At 62.3% G+C, this 17,257-nt stretch carries 15 protein-coding genes; 10 read left to right on the forward strand and 5 right to left on the reverse strand.

From position 1 onward, the window contains the following. Positions 1 to 2: 2 nt before the first annotated feature. The 3 genes from VXL81_RS08825 to VXL81_RS08835 are packed head-to-tail and all read right to left on the reverse strand — an operon-like array spanning position 3 to position 3,486. Positions 3 to 1,658: a 5-guanidino-2-oxopentanoate decarboxylase gene (locus VXL81_RS08825; RefSeq protein ID WP_416553824.1), complete on the reverse strand. Its 1,656-nt coding sequence runs from the start codon at positions 1,656 to 1,658 to the stop codon at positions 3 to 5. Beyond that, the gene (locus tag VXL81_RS08830; protein WP_416553826.1) at positions 1,655 to 2,842 is read right to left on the reverse strand and encodes a pyridoxal phosphate-dependent aminotransferase; all 1,188 of its coding nucleotides are present in this window, start codon (positions 2,840 to 2,842) and stop codon (positions 1,655 to 1,657) included. Before VXL81_RS08830 ends, VXL81_RS08825 begins: the two co-directional genes overlap by 4 nt. Further along, positions 2,839 to 3,486: a TetR/AcrR family transcriptional regulator gene (locus VXL81_RS08835; protein ID WP_416535356.1), complete on the reverse strand. Its 648-nt coding sequence runs from the start codon at positions 3,484 to 3,486 to the stop codon at positions 2,839 to 2,841. The genes VXL81_RS08830 and VXL81_RS08835 overlap by 4 nt, the downstream gene beginning before the upstream one ends. A gap of 104 nt (positions 3,487 to 3,590) precedes the next feature. Here VXL81_RS08835 and VXL81_RS08840 point away from each other — a divergent pair, with 104 nt between their 5' ends. Genes VXL81_RS08840 through VXL81_RS08855 form a run of 4 tightly spaced genes read left to right on the forward strand, consistent with a single transcriptional unit; the run spans position 3,591 to position 6,794 of the window. Then, the gene (locus VXL81_RS08840; RefSeq protein WP_416553828.1) at positions 3,591 to 4,436 is read left to right on the forward strand and encodes an ABC transporter ATP-binding protein; all 846 of its coding nucleotides are present in this window, start codon (positions 3,591 to 3,593) and stop codon (positions 4,434 to 4,436) included. 43 nt (positions 4,437 to 4,479) lie between these two features. Then, positions 4,480 to 5,259 (forward strand): transporter substrate-binding domain-containing protein, encoded by a 780-nt coding sequence (locus tag VXL81_RS08845; protein ID WP_416541786.1) that lies wholly within the window; start codon positions 4,480 to 4,482, stop codon positions 5,257 to 5,259. 9 nt (positions 5,260 to 5,268) lie between these two features. Next, a complete protein-coding gene (locus tag VXL81_RS08850) occupies positions 5,269 to 6,021 on the forward strand; it encodes an ABC transporter permease (RefSeq protein WP_340547739.1) in 753 nt (250 codons plus the stop codon). Next, a complete protein-coding gene (locus VXL81_RS08855; RefSeq protein WP_416535359.1) occupies positions 6,018 to 6,794 on the forward strand; it encodes an ABC transporter permease in 777 nt (258 codons plus the stop codon). Before VXL81_RS08850 ends, VXL81_RS08855 begins: the two co-directional genes overlap by 4 nt. 84 nt (positions 6,795 to 6,878) lie before the next feature. On the opposite strand, the gene VXL81_RS08860 is transcribed toward VXL81_RS08855, so the two are convergent. Beyond that, the gene (locus tag VXL81_RS08860) at positions 6,879 to 7,562 is read right to left on the reverse strand and encodes a DnaA N-terminal domain-containing protein (protein WP_416535360.1); all 684 of its coding nucleotides are present in this window, start codon (positions 7,560 to 7,562) and stop codon (positions 6,879 to 6,881) included. A 579-nt stretch (positions 7,563 to 8,141) separates the two neighbouring features. Here VXL81_RS08860 and VXL81_RS08865 point away from each other — a divergent pair. From VXL81_RS08865 to VXL81_RS08875, 3 genes are all read left to right on the forward strand, one after another. Further along, a complete protein-coding gene (locus VXL81_RS08865; protein ID WP_416535361.1) occupies positions 8,142 to 9,446 on the forward strand; it encodes an AAA family ATPase in 1,305 nt (434 codons plus the stop codon). Next, complete coding sequence (locus VXL81_RS08870; protein WP_416553830.1) at positions 9,443 to 10,585, forward strand: ParB/RepB/Spo0J family partition protein; 1,143 nt, start codon at positions 9,443 to 9,445, stop codon at positions 10,583 to 10,585. The genes VXL81_RS08865 and VXL81_RS08870 overlap by 4 nt, the downstream gene beginning before the upstream one ends. 425 nt (positions 10,586 to 11,010) lie before the next feature. Then, complete coding sequence (locus VXL81_RS08875; protein WP_416553832.1) at positions 11,011 to 12,309, forward strand: family 16 glycosylhydrolase; 1,299 nt, start codon at positions 11,011 to 11,013, stop codon at positions 12,307 to 12,309. 21 nt (positions 12,310 to 12,330) lie between these two features. On the opposite strand, the gene VXL81_RS08880 is transcribed toward VXL81_RS08875, so the two are convergent. Beyond that, complete coding sequence (locus tag VXL81_RS08880; RefSeq protein WP_416553834.1) at positions 12,331 to 13,230, reverse strand: sulfotransferase domain-containing protein; 900 nt, start codon at positions 13,228 to 13,230, stop codon at positions 12,331 to 12,333. A 177-nt stretch (positions 13,231 to 13,407) separates the two neighbouring features. On the opposite strand from VXL81_RS08880, the gene VXL81_RS08885 reads away from it, so the two are divergent. From VXL81_RS08885 to VXL81_RS08895, 3 genes are read left to right on the forward strand one after another with little or no spacing between them, the layout of a single operon-like run. Further along, a complete protein-coding gene (locus VXL81_RS08885; protein WP_416553836.1) occupies positions 13,408 to 14,673 on the forward strand; it encodes a glycosyltransferase family 2 protein in 1,266 nt (421 codons plus the stop codon). Then, positions 14,666 to 15,979 (forward strand): glycosyltransferase family 2 protein, encoded by a 1,314-nt coding sequence (locus tag VXL81_RS08890; RefSeq protein ID WP_416553838.1) that lies wholly within the window; start codon positions 14,666 to 14,668, stop codon positions 15,977 to 15,979. Before VXL81_RS08885 ends, VXL81_RS08890 begins: the two co-directional genes overlap by 8 nt. Then, on the forward strand, positions 15,963 to 17,243 hold the full coding sequence (locus VXL81_RS08895; RefSeq protein ID WP_416535367.1) for an O-antigen ligase family protein: 1,281 nt from the start codon (positions 15,963 to 15,965) through the stop codon (positions 17,241 to 17,243). Before VXL81_RS08890 ends, VXL81_RS08895 begins: the two co-directional genes overlap by 17 nt. Positions 17,244 to 17,257: the final 14 nt, after the last annotated feature.

Below are 17,257 nucleotides of genomic sequence, written 5' to 3' on the forward strand. Positions count from 1 at the left end.
TCTCAGTCCTTTGTAGCCTGTGTCGGCACGTATTTGGGCGTGATGATCTCAATGATGCTGGGGCCTGCCTGCGCGGCGCGGTCTTTGATGGCCGCGGCAACCTCTTGCGGATCGGCGGAAACCGCCCGATGCAAGATCCCGAAGGACCGCGCCGCCGCAGCGAAATCCGGCGGTGTCGGATCACAGCCCACCACAGCCACGCCCACCTCCTGCATCGAGCGGGCAATTTCCTGATAGCCGTGGTTGTTCCAGACGACGAACGTGATCGGCAAGGCTTCATCCACGGCTGTCATGATCTCGGGCAGGGAAAACTGCGCGCCACCATCGCCGACGATGCAGATAACCGGCGTCTGCGGTGCCGCAACGGCGGCGCCGATCGCGGCTGGAATGGCATAACCAAGCGCACCATAGCCGGTGGCCGCATTGAACCAGCCCCCTGGGCGGTCATGATCGTAGTAGAGATTGCCCGCATAGATCGGTTGCGCAGAATCGCCAACGATGATTGCCCCCGGAACTGCTGCGCGCAGCGCATTCAGCACCTCAACCTGCGCGCGGTAACCCTCGCCGATTTCCTCCCAGGCTGCCGCGCGGGTCAGACCCGCCTGTGTGAGGCCCCAGTCGCCGGAGGGGCTGGCAACTGACGGCAGATCGGCGAGAACCGCAGAAAGAACATCCGCCACATCCGCATGGATCGCCAGCTTAGCCGGGTGTCGGGCCAGCTGCTCAGCGCAGAGATCAACCCGGATCAACCCCGGCATCTGTGGCATCACTCCGGTGGCATACATATCGTAATCGGTCGGCCCCAGCTCGGTTCCCAGCGCCAGCACCATATCCGCCGTCTCGATCAGCCCCCGCACCGAGGCGAGGCTGGGGCTTGCGGGCACCGACAGCGGATGGTCAAACAGCACCCCACGCGCATTAACGGTCTGGATCACCGGCGCGCCCAGAAGCTGCGCCAGCTGGCGCAACTGATCGGCGCAGAACCGCGCGCCTCCGCCTGCCAGGATCACCGGGCGCTTTGCTGTCGACAGGCGCTGCGTGATTGCGGCCAGATCCGCGGCGGACGGCCCTGCCCTGTTCACATCAGTTGCCGACGACTGGCCGGTTTGGACCGCCGCCGCCCCTGCAACATCCAGCGGAACCTGCAGATGGGTCGGTCCCGGGCGTGACAACGCGCTGCCGTCAACCGGTGCAAAAACCTGATCGAGCGCCCGCGCCAGACCCTCCGGCGCCGCCACATGCTCCGACCACAGCGCAACCAGCTGCGCCAGCGCATGTTGATCCGGCAGCTCGTGCAGATGGCCCAGCCCCTGACCGAGAGAGCCGCTTGCGTTGACCCCGGATATCACCAGCATCGGCACCGAATCCGCCCGCGCCTGCGCCATCGGCGTCAGCGTATTGGTCAGCCCCGGTCCGGTGATCACAAAGGCCACACCCGGTCGGCCGGAAACCCGCGCATAGCCATCGGCCATGAACCCGGCCCCCTGCTCGTGACGCGGTGTGATATGGCGCAGGTCTGAGTGCGCCAGCCCACGGTAAAGCTCTACCGTATGCACACCGGGAATGCCGAAAACATGGCGCACGCCCCGTGTTGCCAGCGCCTCAACCAGCGCTTCGCCGACAGTGTGCGGTGCCGCGTCTTGGGCGGACCTGCTCATGCCACCTCCGCCGATCGCTGGCTGGCATGATCGACGATCCGCGTCAGCGCGCGGTCAAAGGCCTCATCCTCAATCGTCAACGCCACCCGGACCCAGCTCCGCAGACTGTCACCAAATGAGGATCCCGGCATCACCGCAACCCCACCCCGTCTGAGCAGATCCTGCGCATAGGCATCGCCATCCATACCGGTGGCCGAGACGTCAATCATCGCAAACATTCCGGCCTGCGGGCTGTGAACCTGCAATGCCGTGTCGCGGTGCAGCCGCTCTGCCAGTTTCGCCGCACGTATGGCAAATCGCCTGCGCATCCCCGCCGCCACCGGTGATCCGTCGCGCACGGCCTGCTCGGTCATATCCGCGATGAAGGGCTGGTTACCAAACAGCATTGTTTCCGACAGCGGCAGCAAGCCGTCGCAGAAGGCTTTACTGGCAATGCACCAGCCACTGCGGAATCCGGGTGCGGCATGGGATTTGGAAATCGAGGAGACAACAATCACCCGCTCCGAGAAGGCCGCCCGCGCCAGCGGCGAGACAAACTCCGCCGCTTCAAACACCAGCTGTTCGTAGACCTCATCAGAGATGATCCAGAGATCATGCGCCTCGGCCAGTCGTCCAATCGCATCAAGGTCCTCAACAGTCAGAATTGACCCGGTCGGATTATGCGGTGTCGTCAGCAGGATGGCGCGACTGCGCGGCGTGATTTTCTCGGCGATATCATCGGCCTGCATCCGAAAGCCATGCTCGGCCCGAAGCGTTACGGGCACCATATCTGCACCGCTTGCCCGGATTACTCCTTCGTAGGTGGCATACATCGGATCGCCGACCAGAACCTCGTCCCCGTGCTGGGCCACACCCATCAGAACCGCATAAAGCGCGGTCTGCGTGCCGGGAAAACACAGGACGTTATCCGGCCCTATAGGCCGCCCCGTGCTGGCGCTATAACGCGCAGCAAGCGCCTGGCGCAGGTTCGCTTCACCACGACCGTCCGAATAACCGGTCCGGCCAGACACCATCGCAGTGCTGGCGGTACGCATCAGCACATCCGGGGGCGGCACGTCAGGTTCGCCGATGGTCATTTCGATGATATCGGCCCCCGCGGCGATCATCTCCCGCGCGGTCAGATGCACAGCCCATTTGGCCCCGCCAAGCCCCGCAAGCCGCTTGGTCACATCGGTCATTCTCATGGCTCTTCCGCCTTATGCTGCAAATTCAGTCCCAGAATTGCGCTGACGGATTCCAATCCGATGGCAGGCAATTCCCCCTCGTCGAAGGCCTCCGGCAAGGCACCGCCCTCCATCCATAGCCCGTCGATCACCGCGTTGCAGGCCACCGCAAGATGATGCAGCCGCGCCGTATCCACCGGCCGCCCTGCCTCGTTCAGCGCGGCGGCGATCAGCTCGCCCAGCTTGTCGCGGAAATAATCATAGGTGCGCTGGTGGATCTGCCGCATGTCGGGATCCTGCTGCACCTTGTTCAAAAACCCAGCCCAAAGCGCCACGGCGGTCGGCTCTACAACGGGCGGGCGCAGCGATGACTCGACGAACCCCGCCAGACGCGACCGGGCATCGCCTTCGATCCCGGCGATCGGCGCATAGGTGAGATCGCTGATGGTGACCATGTGGTGTTCATAGGCCGCGGTCATCAGCTCTTCCTTGGAGGAGAAATAGTGTCGGATCAGCCCCTGGGTCACATTCGCGCGCTCGGCTATGTCGCGCACGGTGGCACCACGCACGCCTTTTTCGGCCACCAGCTCCAGCGTTGCGGCAATCAGCGCGTCCTTGCGCTCCTCTGCGGTCGCACGCTTAAACTTCCGGCGTTCACCTGACACGGGCTCTCCAATGGCTGAATGGTTGCTGGGATGCAGTAATTATACACTTGCATAATTACGCCAAGTCAGCCTTACTACAAGCCGAAATATGAGGACAATAGAAAATGCCCGATCCGGCTGCCGCTGGCCCTGCCCCGCATTCAACAGCCCCAATCCCCGCGTCGGATGCCGGTGCCGCGAACATCCGGGCCACGGAACGGACCGAGGCGATCCGGGTGAGCGACCTGCACAAATCCTTTGGGTCTCTGGAGGTCTTGAAGGGTGTCTCCCTGACCGCCCGACAGGGCGATGTGGTGGCGATTATCGGTGGCAGCGGGTCCGGCAAATCCACCATGCTGCGCTGTATCAATTTTCTGGAAACACCCAATTCCGGCGAAATCGTCATCGCGGGCGAAACCATCGCCATGCGCCCCGATGGAAGCCCCGCCGACCGCCGCCAGATCGAACGTATCCGCACCCGGCTGGCGATGGTCTTTCAGCAATTCAACCTGTGGACCCATCGCACCCTGCTGGAAAACGTGATCGAAGTGCCGGTTCATGTGCTGAAAGTGCCCCGGTCGCAGGCCATCACCCGCGCCCATGAGCTGCTCGCCCGCGTCGGGCTTGGTGACAAGGCGGATGCCTTTCCCGCTTTTCTGTCCGGCGGCCAGCAGCAGCGCGCCGCCATCGCCCGCGCCCTTGCCGTGGATCCCAGCGTGATGCTGTTTGACGAGCCGACATCCGCATTGGACCCCGAATTGGTGGGCGAAGTGCTGACGGTCATCCGCGATCTGGCGGCCGAAGGGCGCACCATGCTGCTGGTCACCCATGAGATGAAGTTCGCCCGCGAGGTTGCCAGCCATGTTGTCTATCTCTTTGAGGGCCGCATCGAAGAGCAGGGCCCGCCGGCCGAAGTCTTCGGCAATCCAAAGTCGGAGCGGCTCAAACAGTTCCTCAGCTCAGTCGGATGATTTCGCCATTCGAACAAACAAATAACAAAACAGGGAGACAGTCATGTCCATGAAATCAAACCTCAAACGCACAGCTCTTGCTGCGACTCTGCTGGCGGCTACCGGGGCAATCGCCCAGGCCGAACCGGTGAAGATCGGTGTCGCCGCAGAACCCTATCCGCCTTTTGCCTCGCTGGATTCATCCGGCCAGTGGGTGGGCTGGGAAATCGACATTATCAATGCCGTCTGCGCTGCCGCCGAACTGGACTGCGTGATCACGCCGGTTGCCTGGGATGGCATCATACCCTCCCTCACCGGCCAGCAGATCGACGCCATCATGGCCTCCATGTCGATCACCGAAGAGCGGTTGAAAACAATTGATTTCTCCGACCCCTACTACAACACCCCGGCGGTGATTGTCGCCGACAAATCCATGGACATCGAGCCGACCCCGGACTCGCTGGCGGGCAAGGTGATTGGCATTCAGGCCTCTACAATTCACCAGACCTATGCGCAGGAATACTTCAAAGATTCCGAACTGCGCGTCTACCAGACCCAGGACGAGGCCAATCAGGATCTGTTTGCCGGCCGTATCGACGCCACCCAGGCCGATAGCATCGCCATGGCCGATTTTGTCGGCTCGGACGCGGGCAGCTGCTGTGAGATCAAGGGCGCGGTGGCCAATGACGAGGCGATCCTCGGCAAAGGCGTCGGCGCGGGCGTGCGCAAAGGCGACGCCGATGTTCTGGCAGCCCTGAACAAAGGGATCGCCGCTATCCTGGCCGATGGCACCCATGCCGATATCACCTCGAAGTATTTCACGACCAGCATCTACTCCGAGTAAGGACATAACGTGACCGGACTCCTCGACCTGTTTGGTCTGGCCGAGAGCGCGCAGCTGTTGTCGCTCTCGCCGCCGGGATGGGGGGGCAACCTGTTACGGGGCCTCGCCAATTCGCTTCAGATCGCTTTTGGCGCATTTGGCATGGGGCTAATTATCGGGCTTTTCGGGGCCTATGGAAAACTCTATGGCGGGCCGATCCTGCGGGATCTGCTCGCCATTTACACCACCGTGATCCGCGCCGTTCCCGAACTGGTGCTGATCCTGATCCTCTATTATGTCGGCACCGATCTGATCAACAGGCTGGCCGCCGGCCTCGGCTATGGCCGGGTCGAAATCAGCGGCGTTGTGGCAGGCATCTGGGTGCTTGGCATTGTGCAGGGTGCCTATGCGACCGAAGTCCTGCGCGGCGCCATCAAGGCGGTACCGCCGGGCCAGATTGAGGCCGCCCGGTCATATGGCATGCCTGCTTTCATGACCATGCGCCGGGTTACCATCCCGGCCATGATGAGTTTTGCAACGCCAGGGCTGGCCAACCTGTGGCTGATCGCGACCAAGGACACCGCCCTGCTGGCCATCGTTGGCTTTGCCGAGCTGACCTTGGAAACCCGGCAGGCCGCCAGCAGTACGCGGGCTTATTTCACTTTCTTCCTCGCGGCTGGGGCGCTTTACCTGATGGTAACCCTCTGCTCTGGCGTGATTTTCAACTGGATTGAACGTTGGGCCAGACGTGGGCAGCCCTCCCTGCGGGAGACCCGCCAATGAGTGTGCTGAAACCTCTGATGCAGCCTCACCGGCTTGTCCTCATGGCGCTATTCGCAGGCCTGATTGTCTGGTGCGCAGTTTCCCTGCGCTGGGACTGGATTCCAGCCTATGCGCCGCTCGCGCTCCAAGGGCTCTGGACGACGATCTGGATCCTGGTGGTAACCAGTATCCTCGGATTTGCGCTGGCGGTACCGCTTGGCCTCGCCCAGGCGGTTGGCCCCTGGTATCTGTCGGTTCCCGCACGGGCTTTTTGCACCGTCATTCGCGGCACGCCGCTGCTGTTGCAGATATGGCTGCTCTATTATGGGCTGGGATCGCTGTTCCCGCAGTTCCCGTGGATCCGGTCCAGCGAGCTGTGGCCCTATCTGCGGCAAGCCTGGCCATATGCGGTGCTGGCCCTGACCCTGTCTTATGCAGGCTATGAGGGCGAGGTGATGCGCGGGGCCTTCTCAGGCGTTGCCAAGGGCCAGCTGGAGGCCGCCAAGGCCTACGGTATGCCACGCGGCACCATGTTCCGCCGGATCTGGCTGCCCCAGGCGGTGCGCAACGTCCTGCCAACGCTTGGGGGCGAAACCATCCTTCAGCTGAAGGCGACACCGTTGGTGGCCACGATCACGGTTCTGGACATCTACGCGGTTTCCTCGCGGGTGCGGTCTGACACGTTTATCGTCTATGAGCCGCTGCTGCTACTGGCGCTTGTCTACATGGTGATTGCCGGGCTGATCACCCTCGCCTTCAAACGCTTTGAGGACCGGATCCCGCAGCGGCAATAATCACCCGCCCAGCAAGATCAAAGAGCCCCCAGGTGCCGCGCATGGGGGCTTTCCCATGTGCCTGCCGGTCCGGTTCACAGGCATCTAGGACAGGATGGTCAGCTGCTCCACATCCCCGTCGATATCGTGACAGGCCGCCAGCAGCCGCTCCTGCAGATGTGAGGTGACGTAATTTCCGTGAAACCGGCTTGGCGCGCGTAGGATCAGACGGCCCCCTGCCCTGCTCTCCCGCGTCAGCGCCTGGATCCAGGCAGCGTAAATGGCCGGGTCCTCCTGATGCAGGACCGCCTTCGCGAGGCTCCACTCGCTGCCGTCGCTGATATCAGGTGCGGGCGCGGTTGTGCCGGTCATCAGCGGCACCACGTTTTTCTCCGGCTCATCGCTGCCACGCATCCGGTGATCGAAATCTGGTCCGACGGCGGCCCAGCAGCTGCGGGTGTCGTCTAGGATCCGCTCCAGATCAAAACCGTATTCCGTTACCCGCCCCCGCGCGCCCTGCCGTTTCACCACCAACCAGCCGAGTGCGCGCAGCTTGGCCATCTCGCGTTTCACCGTGCGTTCGTCGACGGACCACATGCGGGCAATCTCGCGCTGGCCGACTGCCAGCTCATTGCGTTGCCAGTTGTAGCGCGCGGTCATCAGCGTCATGAACCGCAGAACCAGTCGCTGCGGCCCCTTCTCCAGAGACAGGGCATAGGTCCCCATTGCGGTGAGGATATCGTATTTCAGTGCCGCGGCCTGACGCCCGACGGGTTTGCTGGCAAGCATGGCTGCCCTCTTGTCTCCATCCGATGGTGGATGGCTGCCTCTGTCGTCTCATGTTTTCCACGAGATCCTGTTGGGTTCATTGTCGGACCGGGTGGCCCGTGGGTTGCGCTGCGTCGCAACTCTGGGTCCTTTTGATCCGAACTCAACGTTCTTTGGTTGGTTTATCTGATTTGCGTCCAGCGATACGATTCTGTCAAGAGCGCTGTTGCCCGAGGGGCTGTTCCAATTCCATTTTTGAATCAAAAATAGGTATTCATGGTATTGGGTGACAGGTAGGCTGTCCCCTATTGATCGAAAAATGTCCCCCAATATGCAGGGGCAGCTCTGGGCGCGTCCCCCTATATCAGGGTCGAATATCCAGAAACCCCGTCAGCGGCGCAGGAGCCCGACCGAATCGCAATCGCCCGATAAACAAAGGGTATTGCCGCCTATTCCTGTCGACGTCCCCACGGGGACAGGACGCTTATTCCTACGATAATAGGTTTTGCGTTTTTTGCAAATTCGGCGTAAACGAGTTTCTAGGTAGAAAAAGCGTCCGCTTGGTGAATAAGGCCGCACTACAGAGATCGAGGAGCAGAGATGTTTACCCATCAAGACCTGGCGAATATGCAGGCACAATCCCTGAAAATGCAGAGTTGGATCCGGCAGCAGACCTTCTCTCCCAAGATGGAAAAGACGCTGAGGCGCTTCTCCAGCTGGGAGGTGGCCGAGCTGATCTTCAAGGTGAACCAGTCCACCCTGCGTGGACGGCTGGCGGCCGATCCCAGCCTGCCGCAGGGCCATGTCGAGGAAGACGGGCGTCAGCGTTGGTATTCGCTTGAGGAAATCAATGAGCTGCGCCGTCGGCTGAAGGTGAACCGCAAATCGCTGATGCCGGAGCGACCGGCGGGCAAGCGGGCCTTGCGGGTGGCCATTTCCAACTTCAAAGGGGGTGCCGGCAAATCGACCGTAGCGCTGCATTTTGCCCATGCCGCCGCCTTGGACGGTTATCGTGTGCTCTGTGTTGACTTTGATCCGCAGGCCACCCTGTCCCATTCGATGGGGCTGAGCGATGTGACCGAAGATTATACGGTCTGGGGCATCATGGCGCGGGACCTCGTACGTGAGACCGAACGGATGAACGCCAGTGCGCGCGGCGCCGAGTCCGGGGCCGCCCTGCCCGAGCGGCGCCTGCCAGAAGCGATCACCGGCATGGGCTTGCAGGATCTTCGGATCAGCGATTTTGTAAAGCCGACGAGCTGGCCCACGATTGATGTGATCCCCAGCTGCGCCAATGCCGCCTTTGTCGAATTTGCATCGGCGCAGTATCGCCACCTCAATCCGGAATGGTCCTTCTTTGCAGCGGTGTCGCGTTATCTCGATCAGCTGCCGTCGGACGATTACGACATGATGATCTTCGACTGCCCGCCGGCCATTGGCTATCAGTCTATGAATGCGGTCTTCGCCGCCGATATGCTCTATATCCCGTCAGGTCCCGGATATTGGGAGTATGACTCCACCACCTCGTTCATCGGCCAGCTCTCCGAGGCGCTTGAGGATCTCTCGGCGTTCAACGGGGTTGTCCCTGCGGGGACGTTCAGCCTGCCGAAGGTGTTTCAGGAGGTCCGGTTCCTGCTCACCCGCTATGAATCCGGCAATGACCTGCACCGCGCCATGCGCGATGCCTTCGTCAAGGTCTTTGGCGACCGGATGACGGAACACCCGATTGAGATGACCCGAGCGGTGGAACAATCCGGGCGCTTCCTCAGCTCGATTTACGAAATCGACTACCGGGATATGACGCGCGAGACCTGGCGACGGGCGCGCGCGTCTTTTGACCAGGCCTATATGGAGTTCAAGGGCAACGCCCTGACCGCATGGGCCCAGCTGGAGGATGAGGCATGAGCAAGCGCAGAATGTTCGACATCGATTTTCCGTCGGATCCCACCCCCGCCACGCCCGAGGCAGCCTCCCCTGCCCCGGTTGACCCGCACCCCGGCGCCCCTGAGCTTGAGACGAAGTCGGCGTTCCGTTCAGGCGAGGCGCGCCGTGGCCCGATGGCCACCGCCATCAGCGAAAACGCCGAAGCGCTGCGGACACGGGCGGAGGTCGAGCAGAATATCCGGGCAGAGAACGATCGCCTGGCGCATGAATTTGTCCGGCTGAAGACGCTTGGTCTGGTGGTCGATCGGATCCCGCTGGATCTGATTTCGACCAGCAAGCTGATCCGCGATCGCGCCGTCAACCGGGATCCTGAGCTGGAGGAGTTGAAGGAGTCGATCCGCGATCTTGGTCTGTCCAACCCGATCCGGGTGGAAGAGGACGGCGAGGGGTATCAGCTGGTACAGGGCTTCCGGCGACTGTCGGCCTATCGCGCGCTTTACGAGGAAACGGGAGAGGAACAGTTCCGCCTGATCCCGGCCGGACTGGTGGCGCGGGGCGAGACGCTACAGGGTCTGTACCGGCGAATGGTGGATGAAAACCTGGTGCGCCGGGATATTTCCTTTGCCGAAATGGCGCAGCTCGCGCTCTCCTATTCGCAGGATCCAGAGACGGATTCAGACTCTGTAGAAGACTCTGTTGCGCTGCTTTATGCCTCAGCCGGGCGTCAGAAGCGCAGCTACATTCGCCACTTTGCAGAGCTGCTGGAGCTGATTGGAGAAGAGCTGTCCTATGCCGAGGCGATCCCCCGTGCATTAGGGCTGGATCTGAAGAAGCACCTGCTGGAGAACCCGGCCACGCTTGAGCCGCTGCGGCAACGCCTAAGGGAGCGGAGTTTTTCGAGCGCTGAGGAAGAGCTGGCCGTGTTGCGGCAGGCGCTCAAGGCCCCTGCATCGGATGTTAGGGAGGCCAGCACCAGCCAGCGCGCCGGCATGGCCAAGACCACGCTGCGCTGTTCTGTCCCTGCGGGGACGGTGCGGTGTCTGGCGCGGGACGGGCGGATTGAAATGGCGATGGAGCGTGATTTCTCGGCGGTTGACCAGCGTCGGCTTGAGGCCGCGATCACGGCTTTCTTTGATGCTCTGGACGGGGATCAGACCTAGCGCTGAGCTGGCCGACACGACGGTATCAATGAGGCTGTCCCTGCGGGGGCGGCCTTTTTTTGAGCCAGGCTTCAGATGGGTGGATTGTCATTGATCATGCTCGCCGCGCTGCTGAACGGAGCAGAGCATTATCATTGTCCCTGCGGGGACACCCGCCACGCCGCAAGTGCTGGTGAGATGACGCTCGTTGGCGCATCGGGGGATGTGCTGTCCGGTGACTTCTTGGCTGTCGCTCCGGTGGCTCTTGCGTGCTGCGCAATTCGACTAAAAAGCAACCCTCTAAAACTGGTCTTGAGTTTGCGTTAAACTGTCTGAATGGGGCATTAATGGGCGATAATTAAGGCACAATCCTGCCATCGTTCGCCCCGACAACCAAACCAAAGGCATGGCCGTTTTCCGCGGCACCAAGGTTTGGAGTGATCGACATGGCATCAACAGACAGCGCGCAGGCAGAAAAGACACCGGCGCTGGACCTGCGGGTCCCCGGCGAGATGCGTGACAGCGACGACTGGCTGGTGTCGACATGGAATGCCGGTCAATCGCGCGACACCACGTGGTCACAGGATAATGTCCAGATCAACAGTGACGGCGCGGTTGAGCTGCATCTGACGTCGGATAATGGCGTTGGAGAGCGGCTTTTCACCGGTGGTGAAATCCAGTCCGAAGCGGCCCATGAGACCGGCATCTGGAGTTGGACTGCACAGGCGCCGCAGATGCAGGATGGCACGGTCTTTGGGATGTTCCTCTATCAGGAGGACTATCGGAACGATCGCTGGCTGGAGTTCGATTTTGAATTCGTTGGCGCCAATACCCGTCAGGTTCAATTGAGCATCCATATGGAGGCGGAGGATGGCAACCGCGTGCGGCTGGCCGATGGCCCCGCGGGGCCGCTGGTCGTTGATCTTGGGTTCGATGCCGCCGAGGGGCTGCATACCTATGAAATCGAATTGACCGGCACCAGCGCGATTTTCCGCGTAGATGGAGAGGTGCGCGCCGATCTCAGCGGGGCTGATATGCCGGGTGGGCTTTGGTACTCCGGGGCGGTCAAGAGCTTTGCTGACCTTTGGGCGGTGTCCGACAATCAAACGGCTTGGGCCGGAATACCTGACCCGGATGCGCCGCCGCTGGTCGCGGTGATTGCGGATGTGTCCCTGCCGGGACAGGAAGATCCCGCCGAGCCGGAGTTCGACAGCGAACAGCGTGGCACGGAGCAGGCAGAGGATCTGTTCGGCGGCGCTGGTGCAGATCTGATCCACGGTGGCGATGGTGCGGATCAGCTGGTGGGCAATCGTGGTTCGGATCACCTCTATGGTGAAAAGGGGCGGGACATTCTGCGCGGCAAGGACGGAGATGATTTCCTGTTTGGTGGTCGCGGCCGGGATCGTCTGGCGGGCGGCGGCGGTGACGATCAGCTTGACGGTGGGATCGGTCGTGATCAGCTGCGCGGCGGGGGCGGCGCGGATGTTTTTATCTTCCGCCAGGGCGGGACGCCGGACCGGGTCAATGATTTCTCCCTGTCCCAAGGGGACGTTCTGGATCTGACGCGGTTCAATCTGGATGGTGCGGATCAGCTGCGCTGGCTTGATGGTGAGCGTGGGCGTGGTACGCGCGATCTGTTGCAGGCCGAGGGCGAAGATGGCTGGGTGAATGTTGCGGTGATCGATGACCGGGTGGATGCGCTGACACTGGATCTGCTGATAGCTCAGGATGCGATCCTGCTCTAGACATATGTGTACATTAGTGGGCTACCTTGTTACCGCAGCCCAGCTCTCCCAAGGCAGGCTGTCACGGCCCAGCAGGGCGGGAAGTTGGCGCAGATCCTCCGCGAAACAGCTGCGCAGGTCTGCGATATCGCTGTCGCGCAGGGGCGGCACCACATCACGCATGTTCTGGCTGTTGGCACGCAGCACTGCGGAAACCGGCCCGGTGGATTTTAGCCGGGCCAGGCTATCCTCCAGCCCGGCTTTGCGCAGTTGATCACCACCTGCACGAAGCAGGCTGCGAAGAGCAGGGAGCCGGGCGCGGTCGCTTTCGTTTCGTCGCTCAAGCAGCACCGGAGAGCTGTGGCTATCGTCGAGCCCGGCAAAACGATAGACCGTCTGGGCAGCCGCGACCGGATCGGCGCTGATTTCCTCTGCCAGCAGTACCAGCACGCGATCATGGCCGAGGGTGTCGAGCCAGCGCCCCAGATGGCGGCTGTAGAGCCCCTGTTCCAGATAGGCCGGATTGTTCGCCAGCCCGTCGTGAAAGGGCAGGGGAGGAATATGGCCCTTGATCACCTCATGCAGGTGGTTGGAATAGGCGCGGGTGACCGGATCGCGCAGCAGGCAGATCACCTTGATGTTCGGATCAAAGGCATTCAGCCGGTCGGGGCAGCGCGGGTCATAGAAATATGAGGGCGATGCCTCAAATCTCACCGTCTTGTCCGCGCCATGGCTGAAATGGCTGCGATACCATTGATAGCCGCGATCGAAATAGGCACTGAAGAAATCCAGTTCCTTGGGATCCGATACGGCGGCATCAGGATGGGCACCGAGGGCCGCGTGAATGAAGGTGGAGGCGCATTTCTGTGCGCCAATACCCACCAGCGTTGGACCAGCCTGTGCCGCGCTGTTACCGGATGGCGCAAGGGGGGGCGTGGTCATGGCGGGTCTTTCCTGTCGGCGTGGCGATTGCGGCGGTACTGAGCGCCAGTCTTAGCACCTCGGATCGGCTGTGCCACGGGAAATGACCCCGTGCATTCCGTCAAACGCCGCTGCCCGGCATCTGGCCTCACCCTGCGGGGACATGCTAGATATGCCGGCAGAAGAGTGGGCAGCATCATGCAGGAACCGGCAGGGCAGGGGCGGATGATTTCGATCATCATGGCCAATCATCAGGGCGCGCCATATTTGCCGGACGCGCTGCGGTCGGTGGCGTCGCAGACCCATGCCGACTGGGAGTTGATCGTGGCCGACGACGGGTCCAGTGACGGATCGGTGGATATCCTGCGAGAGGTTGCACGCCAGGACCCCCGCGTGCGGGTGCTGCTGCATGAAACACCCAGCGGTCCTGCTGCCGCCCGCAATCGGGCGCTGGCGGCGGCCCGTGGCGATTGGCTGGCAATCTGCGATTCCGATGACATAATGCACCCGGACCGGTTGCGGCGCCTGCTGGCCGCGGCAGAGGCGCTGGATGCGGATGCGGTTGCGGATGACATGGTGCATTTCGCGACGGAGCCGCTGGCTGGTCCGCGCAGCGTTCTTGGCAGTGATGCGCCGGAGGTGCCGCGACAGATCGGGCCTGCGGATATGCTGCGGGTGCCGGAACCGGGCACGTCTGGTGCGCAGCTGGGCTATCTGAAGCCCCTGATCCGCCGTCAGGCGCTGGCGGCCTTGCGTTATGATGAGGCGCTGACGATCGGCGAGGATCAGGATTTCTATCTGCGATTGCTGTTGCAAGGAACGCGTATGTGGCTGCTGCCGGAGGCGCTTTATCTTTACCGCCGACATCCGCATTCCCTGTCACATCGATCGACCCGACGGCAGATTCTTGCGGCGCTTGCTGCGATGGAGGCGTTGCCGGGTCAATTGAGTGCATCACAACATATTGAATTAAAACATATTATAGAAGAGAGGCGGCAAGTGCTACAAGACCGTCTGGCCTTTGAGACGCTGGCAGAGACGCTGAAACAGCGGCGGTTTGGGGCGGCGCTGCGCCAGATCCTGCGGCATCCTGCGCTGGGGGTTCGACTGGTGCAGATCGCCTGGGCGAAGATGCGCAGTATTGGCAGAGGGCAGGGCGGCGGCCAAGCTGGACAGGCCGGTGAGGCTGCGGCGGAGCGGGTCCATCTGATCGGCCCTGCCGATGGGCTGCCGCCGCAGGGAGAGGGACAACATGTCGTTGTCCCGGACCCCGGCGCCGATGGTGGCCATAGCAGTCTATGGGCGGATCTGTGTTATCGGGCCTCGCGCCGTGTGCTGACTGTGACCTATGGCGACGAGGCCGGGCTATCGGCGGCCTGGCGGATCCCGGCCGCCGCGCATATCAAAGCGCGCGGGGCTGTGGTCTCTGATCTGATGCCGCCGCAAGGCCGCCGGGATGGCTGAGCCGCGCCCGCAGATCTCGGTGATTATGGCCACCCGCAATGCCGCCGCTCATCTGCCGCTGGCGATCCGGGCGGTACTGGCACAGACCATGGCGGATCTGGAGCTGATCATCATTGATGACGCCTCCGACGATGACAGCTGGGCGGTGATCCGTGCGGCTGCGGCCAAGGATCCGCGCATACGGGCGCAACGGCGGCCGCGCTGCGGCGGCCCGGCTCGGGCACGTAATGATGCGCTCGGCCTTGCACGCGGGGACTGGGTGGCGATCTGCGACAGTGACGACAGCCAGCATCCCCGGCGATTGGAGTTGATGCAGGCAGCGGCGCGGGATCTGGGGGCCGATGTGGTCGCTGATGACCTGATCCTGTTTTCAGAGCGCCCGATGGTGCGGGGAGAAACCATTCTGGGTGGTCATGCGCCGCAACACGCCCGCGCGCTGACGTTGAAGGATCTGGTTCTGAGCGGGGTTGACCCGCAGGGCATCAGTCACATCGGATACCTTAAGCCATTGATCAGAAATCAGCTTCTTCGCGATCTGCGTTACGACCCCGCGCTGCGGATCGGCGAGGATCATGACCTTTATCTGCGTCTTCTGCTGGCGGGTGCGACGATGTGGGTGCTGCCGATGGCGGCCTATCTCTATCGTCGGCACCCGGCGTCGGTTTCGTATCGCAACGTGCCCGAGGATCTGGCGGCACAGATCCATGCGCTGGATGGTCTGGTTGCGCAGGACAGGCGCGAGGAGCTGGCGCTCCACGCGGGCATTCGTCGGCAGGCACTTCTGCGGCGTCAGGCACAGCTGGAACTGGCGCGGGAGGTTCGCAGCGGTCAGCTGGGCCGCGCCGCCTGGCGCGCCGCAATGTGCCGCGATCATTGGCCATGGGTGTTATCCGTCCTGCGCAACCGGCTGGAGCTGAAGCTGGTGGCCGGGATCTCGCGCCTGTGGTGTCGTCCGCAGCGCTGGCGACTGGGCCGTGACGGCAGGGCAGGGGGGAGGAGCCTTCCGACAGACAGCGCAGGCGAACTGGACCTCAGCGCCGCGGCGGCGCCGATCTGGGCGCGCCTGTGCTGCGCCGCCTCGCGCAGGCGCATTGATGCGGAGGTGAGTGATGCCCTGGGCAGGTCTGCCCTGTGGATGGTGCCGACGGTTCGACCCCCAGGGGAGCAGAGCTGCGGTGTTGCCGCAGAGACGCGGGCGGGCGCCGCGGCTGGGCGCGCGGCTGGATTGGCGGAGGGGGAGCAGGTAGCGAGGGATAATGGTGGGCGTTTGAGGCGGCATATGGGACGACATGACACTCACGGTTGAACCACCGCAAGACATCGGGCAGCCGAAGCTGTCTGTGCTGCGGCGCGGAGCTGGTCGCTGGTGGTTGACCCGTGGCCATCTGCGCATGGGTTATCTGATCCTAGCGGCCATGTCGGGCACCGGGGTGGTCTATCGGCTTGGGTTCCAGTCGCCCGGCTGGATGGCGCTCTATGTGCTGACGATCCTGTGGTATCTGCGGGACTGGCGCCAGAGCGCTGCCATTCTCTGGCAGGCGTGGCCGGTGCTGATGCCCTGCGTGATTGCAATGGCCTCCACCCTGTGGAGCATCAACCCGCCGGTCACCGCCTATCGTAGTTTCCAGCTGACGATGACAACGCTGATTGCCGTGCGTATCGCCTCTGCCATTCCGGCGCATCATACGATGATTGTTGTCAGCCTGACCTCGGCGGTCGGCGTGGCGCTGTCATATCTGAATTCCGTCGTGACCTTCCTTGCTCCGGCCTTTCATCCAAACGGGGCGCTGAAGGGTATCTATATGCACAAGAACTCCCTCGCCAAGGCGACGGTGAATGCAGCGCATGGGCTGGTGACGCTGGGGTTCTACTGGCGGCTTTCGATCCTGGGTATTCTGGCGGCGGCGCTGATGATCCCGGTGCTGGGCATGGCCCAATCGGCGGGTGCCTATGTGACCTTTGCCATTCTGGCGATCTATGTGCCGGTGCTTTGGATCCGTCGCTGGGGCGGGACAGCGCGGCGGGTGGCGCTGCTGTTTTCGCTGATGGTGCTGTTCCTGGTGCCGCTCGCGATCTATATCTCAGGCATTGACGCTTTGGGGCTGCTGCTGGAGCGGCTGGGCAAGGACAGCACCTTGACCGGGCGCACGGTGATCTGGGCCTTTGGTCTGGAAGAAATCGCCAAAGCGCCGATTGGCGGCGTTGGGTTTGGGGCGTATTGGTCGGTGCCATCTTACGCACGGCTTTATATTGAGGCCTATGTCGATGAGGGACTCTATTGGTTTCATAACAGCTATATCGAACTGATGGTGGGCAATGGGCTCCTTGGGGCGGTGACGTTCTTTGGCCTGCTGATCGCCGTCGTGCTGCGCTGTTTTCGCTGGTATTTGCAGGATGGTAGCGTGACCTCGGGGTATTATCTCTTCTATGTGCTGATCAATCTGGTCGCGGCGCTGTCGGATAACGTGATCTACAACGAGCATTCGATCCGGCACATGCTGATCGCGATGGCCTGGATCTATGCCGGCCGAGCGCTGGGGCGCTGGCGGGATGTGCCACCCCGGATCTGAGTGTACTTTTGGGG

This window comes from Phaeobacter sp. JH204B, assembly GCF_048055755.1.
GTDB classification, from domain to species: Bacteria; Pseudomonadota; Alphaproteobacteria; order Rhodobacterales; family Rhodobacteraceae; genus Phaeobacter; species Phaeobacter bryozoorum.

Excerpts from the sequence above, each read along its gene's own strand:
- VXL81_RS08875 (WP_416553832.1), top strand. The coding sequence starts at position 11,011 with ATGGCATCAACAGACAGCGCGCAGGCAGAAAAGACACCGGCGCTGGAC.
- VXL81_RS08895 (WP_416535367.1), top strand. The coding sequence starts at position 15,963 with ATGACACTCACGGTTGAACCACCGCAAGACATCGGGCAGCCGAAGCTG.
- VXL81_RS08825 (WP_416553824.1), bottom strand. The coding sequence starts at position 1,658 with ATGAGCAGGTCCGCCCAAGACGCGGCACCGCACACTGTCGGCGAAGCG.
- VXL81_RS08865 (WP_416535361.1), top strand. The coding sequence starts at position 8,142 with ATGTTTACCCATCAAGACCTGGCGAATATGCAGGCACAATCCCTGAAA.
- VXL81_RS08880 (WP_416553834.1), bottom strand. The coding sequence starts at position 13,230 with ATGACCACGCCCCCCCTTGCGCCATCCGGTAACAGCGCGGCACAGGCT.
- VXL81_RS08885 (WP_416553836.1), top strand. The coding sequence starts at position 13,408 with ATGCAGGAACCGGCAGGGCAGGGGCGGATGATTTCGATCATCATGGCC.
- VXL81_RS08830 (WP_416553826.1), bottom strand. The coding sequence starts at position 2,842 with ATGAGAATGACCGATGTGACCAAGCGGCTTGCGGGGCTTGGCGGGGCC.
- VXL81_RS08890 (WP_416553838.1), top strand. The coding sequence starts at position 14,666 with ATGGCTGAGCCGCGCCCGCAGATCTCGGTGATTATGGCCACCCGCAAT.
- VXL81_RS08855 (WP_416535359.1), top strand. The coding sequence starts at position 6,018 with ATGAGTGTGCTGAAACCTCTGATGCAGCCTCACCGGCTTGTCCTCATG.
- VXL81_RS08870 (WP_416553830.1), top strand. The coding sequence starts at position 9,443 with ATGAGCAAGCGCAGAATGTTCGACATCGATTTTCCGTCGGATCCCACC.
- VXL81_RS08860 (WP_416535360.1), bottom strand. The coding sequence starts at position 7,562 with ATGCTTGCCAGCAAACCCGTCGGGCGTCAGGCCGCGGCACTGAAATAC.
- VXL81_RS08845 (WP_416541786.1), top strand. The coding sequence starts at position 4,480 with ATGTCCATGAAATCAAACCTCAAACGCACAGCTCTTGCTGCGACTCTG.
- VXL81_RS08840 (WP_416553828.1), top strand. The coding sequence starts at position 3,591 with ATGCCCGATCCGGCTGCCGCTGGCCCTGCCCCGCATTCAACAGCCCCA.